Origin of the sequence: Burkholderia sp. AU6039, from assembly GCF_002223365.1 — a bacterium.
Classification (GTDB): domain Bacteria; phylum Pseudomonadota; class Gammaproteobacteria; order Burkholderiales; family Burkholderiaceae; genus Burkholderia.
The window spans coordinates 459,179-473,402 of record NZ_NKFK01000004.1 but is presented as its reverse complement, the minus strand read 5'-3'; the positions used below and the strand labels follow the sequence as shown (position 1 = coordinate 473,402).

At 65.6% G+C, this 14,224-nt stretch carries 11 protein-coding genes and 1 tRNA gene; 6 read left to right on the top strand and 6 right to left on the bottom strand.

The features are described from left to right. Positions 1-9 precede the first annotated feature (9 nt). Positions 10-981, top strand: coding sequence for a GlxA family transcriptional regulator (locus CFB39_RS14865; protein ID WP_089473506.1), 972 nt, complete (start codon positions 10-12; stop codon positions 979-981). Between the two features lie 177 nt (positions 982-1,158). Next, on the top strand, positions 1,159-2,133 hold the full coding sequence (locus CFB39_RS14860) for a LysR family transcriptional regulator (protein ID WP_089473505.1): 975 nt from the start codon (positions 1,159-1,161) through the stop codon (positions 2,131-2,133). 88 nt (positions 2,134-2,221) lie between these two features. Here CFB39_RS14860 and CFB39_RS14855 read toward each other — a convergent pair whose 3' ends face one another. The 6 genes from CFB39_RS14855 to CFB39_RS14825 form a co-directional block, all read right to left on the bottom strand. After that, a complete protein-coding gene (locus tag CFB39_RS14855; protein WP_144030261.1) occupies positions 2,222-3,001 on the bottom strand; it encodes a hypothetical protein in 780 nt (259 codons plus the stop codon). Between the two features lie 141 nt (positions 3,002-3,142). Further along, on the bottom strand, positions 3,143-5,371 hold the full coding sequence (locus CFB39_RS14850) for a hypothetical protein (protein WP_089473503.1): 2,229 nt from the start codon (positions 5,369-5,371) through the stop codon (positions 3,143-3,145). Positions 5,372-5,660: 289 nt separating this feature from the next. Further along, positions 5,661-5,737: transfer RNA gene (locus CFB39_RS14845), tRNA-Met, on the bottom strand. 158 nt (positions 5,738-5,895) lie between these two features. Further along, positions 5,896-7,554 (bottom strand): MFS transporter, encoded by a 1,659-nt coding sequence (locus tag CFB39_RS14835; RefSeq protein WP_089426255.1) that lies wholly within the window; start codon positions 7,552-7,554, stop codon positions 5,896-5,898. 236 nt (positions 7,555-7,790) lie between these two features. Further along, positions 7,791-9,347 carry a sensor histidine kinase gene (locus CFB39_RS14830; RefSeq protein WP_089473501.1) on the bottom strand — a complete coding sequence of 519 codons (1,557 nt, stop codon included), beginning with the start codon at positions 9,345-9,347 and terminating at the stop codon, positions 7,791-7,793. A 17-nt stretch (positions 9,348-9,364) separates the two neighbouring features. After that, positions 9,365-10,093: a response regulator transcription factor gene (locus CFB39_RS14825; protein ID WP_041492943.1), complete on the bottom strand. Its 729-nt coding sequence runs from the start codon at positions 10,091-10,093 to the stop codon at positions 9,365-9,367. Between the two features lie 187 nt (positions 10,094-10,280). Here CFB39_RS14825 and recA point away from each other — a divergent pair, with 187 nt between their 5' ends. From recA to sucC, 4 genes are all read left to right on the top strand, one after another. Beyond that, positions 10,281-11,354, top strand: a complete 1,074-nt coding sequence (gene recA, locus CFB39_RS14820; protein ID WP_089473500.1) for a recombinase RecA — start codon at positions 10,281-10,283, stop codon at positions 11,352-11,354. Further along, positions 11,354-12,223, top strand: a complete 870-nt coding sequence (recX, locus tag CFB39_RS14815; RefSeq protein WP_089473499.1) for a recombination regulator RecX — start codon at positions 11,354-11,356, stop codon at positions 12,221-12,223. The genes recA and recX overlap by 1 nt, the downstream gene beginning before the upstream one ends. A gap of 146 nt (positions 12,224-12,369) precedes the next feature. Continuing rightward, a complete protein-coding gene (locus tag CFB39_RS14810; protein ID WP_089473498.1) occupies positions 12,370-12,978 on the top strand; it encodes a DUF2889 domain-containing protein in 609 nt (202 codons plus the stop codon). A gap of 68 nt (positions 12,979-13,046) precedes the next feature. Further along, the gene (gene sucC / locus CFB39_RS14805; RefSeq protein WP_011353083.1) at positions 13,047-14,213 is read left to right on the top strand and encodes an ADP-forming succinate--CoA ligase subunit beta; all 1,167 of its coding nucleotides are present in this window, start codon (positions 13,047-13,049) and stop codon (positions 14,211-14,213) included. Positions 14,214-14,224 lie beyond the last annotated feature (11 nt).

The window sequence follows — 14,224 nt, the reverse complement described above, 5'->3', positions numbered from 1 at the left end:
CCAATCGCCATGCCTGCCGCCCCGCGTTCGATCCTGATCCTCGCGTTTCCTCGTGCCCAGCTGCTCGACGTGTCGGGGCCGCTGCAGGTGTTTGCGTCCGTCAACGAGCTGGCGCAGGAGCGCGGCCAGCCGGCGCCGTATGCGCCGCGCGTCATCGCGGCCGAGGCGGGGCCCGTCGAGACGTCGTCGGGCCTCGTCGTGATGGCGGAATCGCTGCGCTCGGCGGCGCGCCATCCGGACACGCTGATCGTCGCCGGCGGCAAGGGCGTGCATGCGGCATCGAAGGATGCGCGGCTGGTGCGCTGGGTGCGGCAGCAGGCGGCGCGCACACGGCGCGTGGCATCGGTCTGCACCGGCGCGTTCCTGCTCGCGGAGGCCGGCCTGCTCGACGGGCGGCGTGCGGTCACGCACTGGGCGCGCTGCGACGAATTCGCGGCGCGCTATCCGAACGTGCGCGTCGAATCCGATCCGATCTTCATCCGCGAAGGCGCGTTGTGGACCTCGGCCGGCGTGACGGCCGGCATCGATCTCGCGCTCGCGCTGGTCGAGGAGGATCTCGGGCGGGCGACCGCCCTCGACGTCGCGCGCGAACTCGTCGTGTTCCTGAAGCGTCCGGGCGGGCAGGCCCAGTTCAGCACGATGCTGTCGATGCAGCGCACCGACGACCGGTTCGGCGAACTGCATGCATGGATGGCCGAGCACCTGGCGGCCGACCTGTCGGTGCCCGCGCTGGCCGAGCGCGTGCGCATGAGCGAGCGCAGCTTCGTGCGCCACTACCGCGCCGGAACCGGCCGCACGCCCGCACGCGCGGTCGAGCAGATCCGCGTCGAGGCCGCGCAACGCCTGCTCGGTGAAACGGCATGGCCCGTCAAGCGGATCGCCGCGCGGTGCGGCTTCGGCTCGGAGGAGACGCTGCGCCGCTGTTTCCTGCGCGTGCTGGGCGTGTCGCCGCAGGGGTATCGCGAGCGATTCGTGCGGTAACGCGCGGCGTGCGACCGGCGGGGCCGGAACGATCGCCGCGTGGGACTGAACGGAAATCGATCGCTTTCCAGTCCGAAACGCCGAAACTATTCAGGATCGGAGAACAATGGGTGGGGACTTGTGCCGCGCCCGTCGCGCGCTCTATTCTGTTCTGTTGGCGATTCGAAGGGGGGCAGCATGGACCGAATCCAGGCAATGGAAGTTTTTACCCGCGTGGTCGACGCGAACAGCTTCACGCGCGCGGCCGACACGCTCGCGATGCCGCGCGCGTCGGTGACGACCATCATCCAGAATCTCGAGGCGCTGCTCGGCGTGCGCCTGATGCACCGCACGACGCGCCGGCTGTCGCTGACGCCGGAAGGTGCGGCGTACTACGAGCATTGCATGAAGATCATCTCGGAGATCGCGGAGGCCGACGCGAGCTTCCAGACCGGCAACCGCAAGCCGAGCGGCGTGTTGCGCGTTCACATGCCGAGTTCGCTCGGGCGGCGCATCGTGCTGCCGTCGCTGTCGATTTTCCGGCAGCGCTATCCGGACATCACGCTCGAACTGGGGCTCTCCGACCGCTACGTGGATCCGGTCGAGGAGGGGATCGACTGCATGATCCGGGTCGGGCCGCTCGAGGATTCGTCGATGGTCGCGCGGCGGATCGGGATGCTGAAGCGCGTGACTTGCGCGTCGCCCGACTACCTCGCGCGTCACGGCGAGCCGCACGAGATTGCCGATCTCGCCGACCACCACGCGGTGAATTTTCGGTCGAGCCACGGCGCGCGGGCAATTCCGTGGGTGTTCATGATCGACGGCAAGCCGTTCGAGGTGCGGATGAACGGGAGCGTCACGGTCAACGATTCGGATGCCTATGTGACATGCGGGCTCGAAGGGTTCGGGATGATCCAGCCGACGCTCTTCATGGTGCTGCCGCATCTGCTCGACGGCTCGCTGGTCGAGGTGCTGCCGGACTGCAATCCGAAGCCGAAGCCAATTTCGATCGTCTATCCGCATAATCGGCATCTGTCGCAGAAGGTGCGCGTGTTCGCGGACTGGATCGCGGAGGTGTTCGAGTCGACGCCGTCGCTGGAAGGTGGGGAGAACTGGCGCGGGCGGGTGGGGGGCAACGCGCCGGCGGCGCGGCGCGGGGCTGTGGCGGCGTAAGAAGTGGGGACGCGCAGGGGCGGGTGGCCGTGTCGCCGGCCACCGTAGATGCTGCTGCGCGCAGCCGACGTGCGTCGGGGCGTCGCCGCTACCAGCGGATGATGTACGGGTTTTCGCCCAGTGCCCAGTGCGCGTTGTCGTCCCGTTCGAGGAGAATCCCCTCGTGCGCCCAGCCGTCGTCCTCGGGATGGAACGACAGCGAGTCCAGCAGGTCCGGGTCCGCCAGCCAAGGCGTAGCTTGCTTGTCCGGCTTCCACAGGAAATTGACCCACGTCACAAGATGCGGATTGTCGTCGAACGGATTCTTGGACGGTGTCATGAATTTCTCGACGCCGCCATACGAAACATGCGCGCAGAACAGATTCGTCATGTGCAGGACACGCCCGCCGGGTGCCGAAGGATCGGTCGACTCGAATTCGTGATACCTGTAGTACGGCTTTCCGAATGCGGTGAGTTCGATGTGGCTTAAGCGCACATGCTTTTCGCTCGGCTCGTAATCCGGATTCCGGACGGTCGGCTTCCCGTTGCCGGCGTTGAACTTGACGGTAATCAGGCCGCGTTTGACGAGTGCCTGCACGTCTTTCCTGACCACTCCGTCCACTCTCAGCAAGCTCGCAGCGGTGACGTCGGCGGGCAGCTCGGCACCGCTCAAGGCGACGCAGGCGTCCGTCGGAGCCGTGTTCTTGTCCGCGAGTGCGGCTTTCAGAATCTCGTCGATCTCGCTCTTGTCCAGGCCGCCCGGCGGTGACATGTATCGCACGCCTGCCAGCACGGCGGCGGCGATCGCGGCGACCGCGGCACCTGCCACCAGCCGACGTCGTCTCGTGCGTCCGCGCGGCTTGTCGCTGTTCGATTCGTTACGGTCCATCATCTGATCCTCGGAGTTTTTCGTTATCGATCGGGCAACTGCGGAGTCCGGTCATGGAGAGGTTGGCAGAGGCCCGACCGGTCGAACGCGTGTCCGATTTTCACCGATCGTGGAGGTCGGCGGCCAGTCGATGCCATGGCTTCAGTTGCGGGATTGATCCGGAGCAGCGCCACGTGTCGCATGATCGCGCAGTGCGGCGGGCAATTGCCACAGCATCAGTTCGCGCGTGCCGAGTGCCCACAGCGCCGAACCGCTCCACGAAAAGGCCAGCGCCTGGATCTCGCTGTCTCTGGGTATCGACGATGTGTCGAGCTGCGCGGGTGTGCGGCCCTGTGCGACGTCCCAGAGTGTGACGCGATGCTTCCAGCCGCCTGTGGTGTAGGTCGTGCCCATCGCAAGGAAGCGTCCGTTCGCGGAACGAGCGGCGGCCTTCAAGTTGTTGGCGCTGCCGAGCAGGGCCGACAGCACGTGTCCACTCTTGAGATCCACCACGTGCATGCCGACAAAGCGCGCCCGTTTCGGGCCGGGATATTTCATGGGGGGCGGCATGCTGCCGTCGTCGTCGAGCAGGAGCACGAAGCCTGTCGCGATCCATTGACCCTGCGGCGAACCAAGCGGCTTGGGCACCCATTGCGCGACACCGGCGGCGCTGAAGGAATCCGGCGTGCCGAAGCGCTGCGGTAAGGCGATCGTACGCAGCGTGCGGCCGGTGCGGGCGTCCAGCTCGGCGAGCCCTTGCGAATCCTCCGTCCAGTAGCTCCCGGAAGGCCGCCAGCGTACGGGCCAGATCAGGGCATTGCTGCCGTTGCTGATCTCGTCCATCAGCGACTGGCGTACCGATGACAGCGTGGTGACGAACGGCCATGGATCGTCGGCGTCCGACGGCGGTGACGCCGGGCGCTGCACGGTCAGGAACGCGGAACCGACCGGGTTCTCGTCCTTCTCGTCATGCCGGATGTCATGCCAGAAATTGGCCGGCAGATCGTCGTCGAGAATCCAGTGCAAATCGCTCATCTGATGGTCTTGCCAATCGGTCTCGCTCGGCCAGACGACTTCATGACGATCGACCTTGCGGCTCGCGAGGTCATATCGGTACAGGCATGGCTTGCTCTTGGCGTCCGGCTGGCCGTCGAACCAGACGGCGCTGCCGTCGCCATTGATCATCATCCGTCGCGGGCCGTCCTTGCCGTGCCAGACTTCGTCCGCCTGCAACCCATCATTGCCCGCGTGCAGTCGCCACACATACTCGTTCCAGCCGCGGTTGTCGGCCACCTGGGCGCTGAACAGCAGGCTGCCATCCGGCAGGCCGAGGATGTCATGCGGGTACAGCAACGTGCGTTGCGACGGGTCGGTCACGAACTTGTCCCAGCGGATGATCGACGGCTTGATGACCGGGACGCTCGGGTCCGGCGCGACCAGCTTGATTGCGGGGGGCGGCGTCGACGGTGTCGACGGCAATTGCCATGCAGTGGGCGACGCGGCGATTTCCAGCCTGGTCGCCAGTGCGGACAGCGCGTCGGACAATGCCGTGAACACGTCGCCCGGTACGACGGAGATGCCTGTCCTGCTGGATTGGGTCCGGTTGCCGCTGAATATGTCCAGGTCCTGAAGTGTCAGGGCTTTCCACAGGCTGTAGTCGGGGTTGGGCCGGGAGTCGATGCGACCGAACTGAACGACCGTCGCCGGATGCCCGAATATCGCGCTGACGTCCTGCACCCTGACGAATAGCGCGCTTCGGTACTGACCGGTGATGCCGTCGCTGTGGTCCTGGCGGGCTTCCCAGAATGCGTAGGTGGACTGCAGCGCAGGCACGCCCGAGCCCTGGAACAGCCGGTCGACGCGTGCCCGAGCCTGATCCATGCGCCAGTCCAGTTCCTGCCGGGTGATCGCGCCTTGTTGCAGCGCCTGCTGCAGTTTCGGCAGAGTCGCGTGGTCGGCGATGGCTGCGCGCAGGTCCGGCCGGCGCGACAACAGCACACGGCTCCAGGGGGCCGGCAAATTCTGCAGTTGCCAGCTATTGGCGCTGGCTGTTACCGGGCTCGTCCGTTGCAGTACGCGCTGCACCAGCGGCTGCACCTGATCGTAGGGGGCGGAGACCAGCAGGAACACGGCTTCCGCATAAGCTTGCCGGTTCTTGCCGTTGTCCCAGATCAGAACCTGTTCGCCTCGACGGGCGGCCACTTCGTAATCGTCGTCGTGCCCGGTGTCGTGCAACTGCTCGAATCTCCAGTGCAGGCCGTCGACAGTGGTGTCTGGCAGAGGGTCGGCATGGCAGGCGAGCGGGATGGCGATGCCGATCAGAACCGACAGGAAGCATGCGAGGCGTTTTTTCATTGACGTTATGCCCGGATGCAGCAGAAATTTGGACATACCGATTCTAGGTGCGGTGTAGTGCTCGTGCCGCGGTGGTCCGGGTGCCATTGCGCGGGGTATCGACTTTTGCACCGTTCGGTATCGCCGCATACAGGCATCGGCGAGTGGATCGTCTTTTTTACGGAGAGCGGTGCCGGCATCGGTTGTGGGTCCACTCCGGTCTCGAGCGCAATGGCACGATCGTCGTGGCCACGAAGGCATGAGCCGCTACTGGAGCATTGGCGCGCGTTTTTGGCGGAACAAATGAAAAAGCCGCTGTTTCTTTCGAAACAGCGGCTTTCGCATTTGGTGGCGAATCAGGGATTCGAACCCCGGACCTGCGGATTATGATTCCGTCGCTCTAACCGACTGAGCTAATTCGCCGAAGACTTGAATTATGTCGATCGGGCGGTCCGCTGTCAATACCTTTTTCCATCTTTCCCGAAAAAAGTTGCCGGCGGCCCGTGCCGACCTTCATTGCGGGCGGGAGCCGGTCCCCGGAAGGAGACCTTCCGCCGACCGTCCCCGCTGCGCACCCGCCATCAATCCTGCGCGTAAATGTTCGAGTCCTTCGTCTCCTTGACGAACAGCAGGCCGATCACGAACGTGGCCAGCGCGATCACGATCGGATACCAGAGGCCCGAGTAGATGTTGCCCTTCGCCGCGACGATCGCGAACGCGGTGGCCGGCAGGAAGCCGCCGAACCAGCCGTTGCCGATGTGATAGGGCAGCGACATCGACGTGTAGCGGATCCGCGTCGGGAACATCTCGACCAGCATCGCGGCGATCGGGCCGTAGACCATCGTCACGTAGATCACGAGGATCGTCAGGATCACGATCGTCATCGGCCAGTTGAGCTGCGCCGGGTCTGCCTTCGCCGGGTAGCCGGCCGATTTCAGCGTCGACGCGAGCGTCTTGTCGAACGCCGCGCCCTGCGCCTTCGCGTCGGCCGCCTTGCCTTCATAGGCGGGGATCACCGTGTCGCCGACCTTGATCTGGGCCGTCGCGCCAGCCGGTGCCGCGACGTTCTCGTAGTTCAGGCCGGCCTTCGCGAGCGCGCTCTTGGCGACGTCGCACGAGTTCGTGAACTTCGACGTGCCCACCGGGTTGAACTGGAACGAGCAGGCGGCCGGATCGGCGATGACCGTGATCGGCGCCTTCTGCGTCGCGACCTCGAGCTGCGGGTTCGCGTAGTGCGTGAGCGCCTTGAACAGCGGGAAGTAGGTCAGTGCCGCGATCAGGCAGCCCGCGAGGATGATCGGCTTGCGACCGATCTTGTCCGACAGCGAACCGAAGAACAGGAAGAACGGCGTGCCGATCAGGAGGGCGATCGCGATCAGGATGTTCGCACTCGCACCATCCACCTTCAGCGTCTGCGTGAGGAAGAACAGCGCGTAGAACTGGCCCGTGTACCACACGACGGCCTGGCCGGCGGTCAGGCCGACGAGCGCGAGGATCACGATCTTCAGGTTCTTCCACTGGCCGAACGCTTCGGTCAGCGGCGCCTTCGACGTCTTGCCTTCCGCCTTGATGCGCAGGAACACCGGCGATTCGTTCAGCTGCATCCGGATCCACACCGACACCGCGAGCAGCAGGATCGACGCGACGAACGGCACGCGCCAGCCCCAGCTGCCGAACGCTTCCTCGCCGATGAACGTGCGCACGCCGAGGATCACGAGCAGCGACAGGAACAGGCCGAGCGTGGCGGTCGTCTGGATCCACGCGGTGTAGAAGCCGCGACGGTTGGCCGGCGCATGCTCGGCGACGTAGGTCGCCGCGCCGCCGTACTCGCCGCCGAGCGCGAGGCCCTGCAACAGCCGCATCGCGATGAAGATCACGGGGGCGGCGATGCCGATCGACGCGTAGCCGGGCAGGAAGCCGACCACGAACGTCGAGATGCCCATGATCACGATCGTCACGAGGAACGTGTGCTTGCGGCCGACGAGGTCGCCGAGGCGGCCGAACACGATCGCGCCGAACGGCCGCACCGCGAAGCCGGCCGCGAAGCCGAGCAGCGTGAAGATGAAGGCGGCGGTTGGATTGACGCCGGAGAAGAAACTCTTGCTGATGTAGGCCGCGAGCGAGCCGGCCAGGTAAAAGTCGTACCACTCGAACACGGTGCCGAGCGACGACGCGAAGATCACTTTCTTCTCTTCGCCCGTCATCGGCGAGTGGGAAATTTGCCCGCCTAACGTTGCCATGAGTCGTCTCCAAGTCCCTTGATATAGATGTGCGGCCGCCTTGGGTGGACGGGCCTGTCGAGGATTATTGGTACGGAAACTTACGGCCGACTGACTCGCGCGTGCAAAACGACTGCAGGTTAACCCGCGCCGAATCGGTGGCTTTGTGAGCCCATCGTGCTGCGAAGTGCTTTGATTGTCTGGTAAATCGTCGATTTCGACTCAATCGCGGCGTGGTGCGGCGGCGCCCGTCAGGGTTAATCCGGGGCGGTTTCGGCCAGCGGCAGGCTGACGCGCACGAGCGTGCCGGCGAGGCGCGGTGCGTGTTGGTAGACGTGATCGTCGAGCGTCAGTGTGCCGCCGTGCTGCGTGGCGATCTCGCGCACGATCGCGAGCCCGAGGCCGCTGCCGTCGCCTTCGCGGCCGAGGATCCGGTAGAAACGCTCGACGACGCGCTCGCGTTCGGCGGCCGGGATGCCCGGCCCGGTGTCCTCGACTTCGAGATGCACGAGCCGCGCCGCGGGCTCGGCGCGCACGCGCACCGTGATGCGGCCGCCGTCCGGTGTGTAGCGGATCGCGTTGTCGATCAGGTTGCCGAGCATCTCGCGCAGCATCACCGGATTGCCGTCGACGTCGAGCGGCCCGTCGTCAGGCGGGTCCGGCGGGCCTTCGTAGCCGAGATCCATCCGTTTCGCGAGCGCGGCCTGCACCCAGTCGCGCACCGCGCGCCGCGCGAGCGTGGCGATCTCGACCGGCTCGAACGTCAGCCCGCTCGCGCGGTTTTCGGCGCGCGCCAGCGCAAGCAACTGCGTGACGAGCCGCGCGGCTTGCTCGGAGCTCGTCGCGATCTGCTCGAGCGAGCGCTGCACGTCGGGCGGGACGGGGTGGCGCAGCGCGAACTCGGCCTGCGTGCGCAGGCCCGCGAGCGGTGTCTTCATCTGATGGGCGGCGTCGGCGATGAAGCGCTTCTGCAGCGCCATGTTCTGTTCGAGGCGCGCGAGCAGGTCGTTGAACGACGTGACGAGCGGCTCGATCTCGGGCGGCGCGCGCTGCGCCTCGACGGGCGACAGGTCGTCGGGCCGCCGCGCGCGGATGTGCGCCTGCAGCGCGTTGAGCGGCGCGAGCCCGCGCGACAGCCCGAACCAGACCAGCAGGATCGCGAGCGGCAGGATCACGAACTGCGGCAGGATCACCCCCTTGATGATGTCGTTCGCGAGCGCGTTGCGCTTGTCCAGCGTTTCGCCGACCTGCACGAGCACGGGCTGCGGGCTGCCCGATTGCGGCAGCGCGACGGTCGTATACGCGACGCGCACGTCGTTGCCGCGCAGCAGGTCGTCGCGGAACATGACGACGCCTGGCGGCGGGCGGTCCTCGTCGCGCGGCAGCGGCATGTCGGCTTCGCCCGCGACCAGCTCGCCGCGTGTGCCGAGCACCTGGAAGTACACGCTGTCGACGTTGTCCGCGCGCAGGAAATCGCGGGTCTGCTCCGGCAGTGTCAGCTCGGCGACGCCGTTCACCGGATGGATCTGCCGCGCGAGCACATAGGCGTTGGTCTCGAGCGCGCGGTCGAACGGGCCGTTCGCGATCGTCTTCGCGACCAGATAGGTGACGGCGATGCTCATCGGCCACAGCAGCAGCAGCGGCGCGAGCATCCAGTCGAGGATTTCGCCGAATAGCGAGCGCGGGCGCGGCGCCTCGGGCGCATCGGTTTCGTCGGGCGGCGCGAACGGGTTCTCGTAGCGCGCGTCGCGCGCCTCGTCGGCGGCCGACGACGGCGCGCCGGTCGGATGGCGGGGATGGGCCGGCGTGGCCATCGCGGCGACGCCCGGGTTCAGCGCAACGGCGTGCCGGCCACCGCGGGCTGGGGCGCTGCCGTGTCGGCCGGCGCGGCGGGCGCGACCTTCTCGAGGCAATAGCCGAGGCCGCGCACGGTCGAGATCCGTACGCCGCTGGGTTCGATCTTCTTGCGCAGCCGGTGCACGTAGACTTCGATCGCGTTGTTGCTGACTTCCTCGCCCCATTCACAGAGATGGTCGACGAGCTGTTCCTTCGACACGAGCCGGCCGATCCGCTGCAGCAGCACCTCGAGCAGGCCGAGCTCGCGGGCGGAGAGGTCGAGCACGTGATCGTTCGCATACGCGATCCGGCCGACCTGGTCGAACGCGAGCGAGCCGTGGCGCACGACGGTCGGGCCGCCGCCCGCGCCGCGCCGGGTCAGTGCGCGCACGCGCGCCTCGAGCTCGTTGAGCGCGAACGGCTTGGCCATGTAGTCGTCGGCGCCGAGGTCGAGCCCCTTCACGCGCTCGTCGACGCTGTCGGCGGCCGTCAGGATCAGCACGGGGAGGTTGGAATTGCGGGCGCGCAGGCGCTTGAGCACGTCGAGCCCGGGCATTTTGGGGAGCCCGAGATCGAGGATCAGCAGGTCGAATGTCTGCATCGACAGCGCGGTATCGGCGTCGACACCGGTCTTCACGTGGTCGACCGCATAGCCCGATTGGCGGAGTGACCGGGTGAGGCCGTCCGCGAGTATGCTGTCGTCTTCCGCGATGAGAATTCGCATGGTGCTGACCGATGGCCGGCGGGGCGTTCGCGCCGGCCGGCTGTCTCCGAAGTTATTCGTGTACAACGCTCTGCATTGCGGGCTTGCACAAAACACTGTTTTTTTATACAGTGTCTGCATTCGTGGGCAGCGCTTGAAAGTGGGCGCGCCTCTAACAGACGCTGCTCATCATAGCAAAGGACGATTCATGGAAGATAGCAAGAAGGGCTCCGGGATGACCGCCGAGAAGAGCAAGGCGCTGGCCGCCGCGCTTGCCCAGATCGAAAAGCAGTTCGGCAAGGGCTCGATCATGCGCATGGGCGACGGCGAGGCGACCGAGAACATCCAGGTCGTGTCCACGGGCTCGCTCGGTCTCGATATCGCGCTCGGCGTCGGCGGCCTGCCGCGCGGCCGGGTGGTCGAGATCTACGGTCCGGAATCGTCCGGTAAAACCACGCTCACGCTGCAGGTCATTGCCGAACTGCAGAAGATCGGCGGTACGGCGGCGTTCATCGACGCCGAGCACGCGCTCGACGTTCAATATGCAGCGAAGCTCGGCGTGAACGTGCCGGAGCTGCTGATCTCGCAGCCGGACACCGGCGAGCAGGCGCTTGAAATCACCGACGCGCTGGTGCGCTCGGGCTCGATCGACATGATCGTCATCGACTCGGTCGCGGCGCTCGTGCCGAAGGCCGAAATCGAAGGCGAGATGGGCGATTCGCTGCCGGGTCTGCAGGCCCGCCTGATGTCGCAGGCGCTGCGCAAGCTGACCGGCACGATCAAGCGCACGAACTGCCTGGTGATCTTCATCAACCAGATCCGGATGAAGATCGGCGTGATGTTCGGCAACCCGGAAACCACGACGGGCGGCAACGCGCTGAAGTTCTACTCGTCGGTGCGTCTCGACATCCGCCGGATCGGCTCGATCAAGAAGAACGACGAGGTGATCGGCAACGAAACCCGCGTGAAGGTCGTCAAGAACAAGGTGTCGCCGCCGTTCCGCGAAGCGATCTTCGACATCCTGTATGGCGAAGGCATTTCGCGTCAGGGCGAGATCATCGATCTCGGCGTGCAGGCGAAGATCGTCGACAAGGCGGGCGCCTGGTACAGCTACAACGGCGAGAAGATCGGCCAGGGCAAGGACAACGCGCGTGAATTCCTGCGCGAGAATCCGGAAATCGCACGCGAGATCGAGAACCGCATTCGCGAATCGCTTGGCGTGGTCACCATGCCCGATGGGGCAGGCCAGGACGAAGCCGAGGCGATGGACGAAGAAGAGTGATGGTCGGGCGCCGAGGTCAGGCTGGCGAGCCGGAGGAGAGCGACGCGCCCGAAACGGCGGGTCGCTCCGGCCGGCGAGCCGGATCCTCGGGCGCCGATCGGCGGGGCGCAGGCAGCGATGCCGCGAACCGCACCGCGACGAGGGCATCCGACGATGCCCTCGTTTCGTTTGAGATTGCCACACCGGACGATCCGTTCGACGACGATGAATCGTTCGACGCGCACGACCGCTCCCGCCGTCGTGTTTCCGGTGTCAGCTTCCCGGGTGATCGCGCAGCCGATGCATCGGCGCCGGCCAGGGAAGATGTCTATACGCGCAGCAGCCAGCATCCGCGCCGCACACGTCGCGCGCCGGGTGCTTCTTCCAGCACTGCATCAGGTGACGCACCGGGCGCGACCGAGCGCAAGTCATCGAAGCCTCAGCGATCGCTGAAGGGCCGCGCGCTCGGCTATCTATCCCGCCGTGAATACAGTCGCACGGAACTCGCGCGCAAGCTCGCGCCCTACGTCGGCGAAGACGAATCCGTCGATCCCGTGCTCGATGCGCTGGAACAGGAAGGCTGGCTGTCCGATGCGCGCTTTGCCGAGAGTCTCGTGCATCGTCGCGCGTCGCGTGTCGGCGTCGCACGCATCGTCAGCGAGCTGAAGCGTCATGCGGTGGGCGACACGCTCGTCGAAGAGGTGAATGCGCAGCTCCGCGAGACCGAATGGGCGCGTGCACAGGCGGTCTGGCGCAAGAAATTCGGTGCACTGCCGCAAACGCCGGCCGAGCGTGCGAAGCAGGCGCGCTTTCTCGCCGCGCGCGGCTTCTCGAGTGCGACCATCGTGAAGTTGCTGAAGGTCGGCGACGATTTCCTGGTCGACGACTGACCGCGCCGATCGCGCGCGTGGCGCGCGATTTTGCTGCATCGCAACCGCTTCCGGACAGGCGGGAATACCCGCCGTTGCGTCAAACTGTCTCAAATACCCAATATGCTAAAATCCTTGGGTTTTCCTCTTCGGCCTCAACCTCCAGCATGCCGCTATCCGAGCCCGTGCCCCGTCAGTTGCGACATCAACGCGCAATCCGAGCGGAAGCTTACGAGCGCGGCGACGGCTTGTGGGACATCGAAGCCTGCCTGACCGACCACAAGCCGCGCGATGTCGCGCTTGCGTCGGGCATCCGGCCCCAGGGCCTGCCGATCCACGAACTCTGGCTGCGCGTGACTATCGATCGTGACCTCAATGTCGTCGACGCCGAAGCGTCTTCGGAATGGGTTCCCTATCCCGGTCACTGTCAATCCGCCACTCCCGCCTATCGGGCCCTCATCGGGCTCAATCTCTTCCGCAATTTCCGCCGCAACGCGAACCGGCTGCTCGCCGGCGTCGCAGGCTGCTCCCACCTCACCGAACTGTGCGCCGTGCTGCCGACGGCAGCGATCCAGGCGTTCGCCGGTGACGTGTGGAACGTGCGCGAGGAGGGGGGCGAGGGGCCGGACCATGGCGGCGTGCACGACGAAGCGCCTTTCCAGCTCGGCCGCTGCCGGGCGTTGCGGTTCGACGGCGAGGTCGTGCGGCAGTACTACCCGCGCTGGTATGGCGCGAGCCGGCCGGACGTGCCCGGTGAAGGCAGCACGAAGGAATGAACGGAAATCATTCGAAGAAGCGTCTAAAGCGACTTTTCATCCAACTCTCAGACTGAAGGGAATCACGCATGAAGATTCACGAGTACCAGGGTAAGGAAATCCTGCGGAAATTCGGAGTCGCGGTACCGCGCGGCAAGCCGGCGTTCTCGGTGGACGAGGCCGTCAAGGTGGCAGAAGAGCTCGGCGGCCCGGTATGGGTCGTGAAGGCTCAGATTCACGCAGGCGGCCGTGGCAAGGGCGGCGGCGTGAAGGTGGCGAAGTCGATCGAGCAGGTCCGCGAATACGCGAACCAGATCCTCGGCATGCAGCTCGTCACGCACCAGACCGGTCCGGAAGGCCAGAAGGTCAACCGTCTGATGGTCGAAGAAGGCGCCGACATCAAGCAGGAACTGTATGTCAGCCTCGTCGTCGATCGCGTGACGCAAAAGATCGTTCTGATGGGTTCGAGCGAAGGCGGCATGGACATCGAAGAAGTTGCCGAAAAGCACCCGGAACTGATCCACAAGGTCATCGTCGAGCCGTCGACGGGCCTGCTCGACGCGCAGGCAGACGACCTCGCCGCGAAGATCGGCGTGCCGGCCGCTTCGATTCCGCAAGCGCGCGCGATCCTGCAAGGCCTGTACAAGGCATTCTGGGAAACCGATGCGTCGCTGGCTGAAATCAACCCGCTGAACGTTTCCAGCGACGGCAAGGTCATCGCACTCGACGCGAAGTTCAACTTCGACTCGAACGCGCTGTTCCGCCACCCGGAAATCGTCGCTTACCGCGACCTGGACGAAGAAGATCCGGCTGAAATCGAAGCGTCGAAGTTCGACCTCGCATACATCTCGCTCGACGGCAACATCGGCTGTCTCGTGAACGGCGCGGGCCTGGCAATGGCGACGATGGACACGATCAAGCTGTTCGGCGGCGAACCGGCGAACTTCCTGGACGTCGGCGGTGGCGCGACCACCGAGAAGGTCACGGAAGCGTTCAAGCTGATGCTGAAGAACCCGGATCTGAAGGCGATCCTCGTGAACATCTTCGGCGGCATCATGCGCTGCGACGTGATCGCGGAAGGCGTGATCGCCGGTTCGAAGGCCGTGAACCTGAACGTGCCGCTCGTCGTGCGCATGAAGGGCACGAACGAGGACCTCGGCAAGAAGATGCTGGCCGATTCGGGCCTGCCGATCATCTCGGCTGACAGCATGGAAGAAGCTGCGCAGAAGGTCGTCGCGGCAGCCGCAGGCAAGTAAGCGCGCGCTAA